This is a genomic window from Roseomonas rosulenta, from assembly GCF_016106005.1.
Taxonomy (GTDB): Bacteria; Pseudomonadota; Alphaproteobacteria; order Acetobacterales; family Acetobacteraceae; genus Neoroseomonas; species Neoroseomonas rosulenta.
This window is the reverse complement of the sequence record NZ_JACADR010000560.1, coordinates 1-1168: the sequence shown is the minus strand read 5'-3', so window position 1 is coordinate 1168 and position 1168 is coordinate 1. Positions and strand designations below refer to the sequence as shown.

The window sequence follows — 1168 nt, the reverse complement described above, 5'->3', positions numbered from 1 at the left end:
ATACCAACCCCATAAAGGGCTGACTCGCGTGCTTGATGCGACGCGGGCGATCGTGATTCATCGGCGGGCATGGCTTCTGGGAGCGGACCATGCCGGCGCTGATGATCCGGGAAGATGTGCCACCTGCTGAACTGCGGCGGCTGGCGAAGATTGAAGACGACCCTCGGGTGGCGCGGCGCCTGCTGGCGATCGCCGCGGCGCTGGAGGGGATGAGCCGGGAGGCCGCGGCGCGCATCGCCGGAATGGACAGGCAGACGCTGCGCGATTGGGTAATTCGCTACAACCGCGGCGGGCCGGCCGGGCTGTCCGACCACTGGGGCAACGGCCGCCCCTGCCGGCTGACGGAGGGCCAGCAGGCGACGCTGAAGGCGATCGTGCTGACGGGGCCGGATCCCGAGGTCGACGGGATCTCCACCTGGCGGCTGATCGATCTCTGCCGGATCGCGCGGGAGCGCTTCGGCGTGATCTACGGCGAAACCGGCATGGGCCGATTGATGCGCAGCCTCGATCTGTCGTGGCAAACGCCGCGTCCGCAGCACGCCGAGACGGACCGCGCCGCGCAGGAGGCATTCAAAAAAAGGGGTTTGCCGCCGCGCTCGCGCAGATCGCGGCCGACCACCCTGAGGCCGAACGCATCGAGGTCTGGTTCCAGGACGAGGCCCGCATAGGGCAGAAGGGCCGCATGGTCCGCCGCTGGTTCCAGCGCGGCATGCGGCCGCGGATGGTGAAGGACCAGCGCTACCGCTCGGCCTACATCTTTGGCGCCGTCTGTCCCGCGCGCGACACCGGCGCTGCGCTGGTGCTGCCCCATGTCTCGGGCGCGGCGATGAACCTGCTCCTCGAGGAGGTCGCCTCGCAGCTGCCGCCTGGGACGCACGCGGCGATGGTCATCGACAATGCGGGCTGGCATGTCGCGAACGAGTTGCGTGTCCCGCCGAACATCACCCTCGTGCACCTGCCGCCCTATTCGCCCGAGCTCAACGCCATCGAGAAGGTCTGGCAGTACCTGCGCGACCGCTATCTGTCCGGCCGGCTGTTCAGCGACACGCGGGCCATCGTCGACGCCTGCTGCACCGCCTGGAACAACCTTATCGCCGAAGCAGGACGCATCCGTTCCCTGGCAGATTTCGAGTGGGCCCAACAGGTCAATCCATAGGGCGCCGGGTAT

The 1168-nt window shown here is 68.2% G+C and carries 1 protein-coding gene; it reads left to right on the top strand.

What is annotated here, in order from left to right:
* Positions 1 to 89 precede the first annotated feature (89 nt).
* Positions 90 to 1156, top strand: a protein-coding gene (locus HW578_RS26835) for an IS630 family transposase (RefSeq protein WP_198373746.1) whose coding sequence is annotated in 2 segments (ribosomal slippage) — positions 90 to 572 and positions 575 to 1156 — 1065 coding nt in all. Because the reading frame shifts where the segments join, the coding sequence is not laid out codon by codon here.
* Positions 1157 to 1168: the final 12 nt, after the last annotated feature.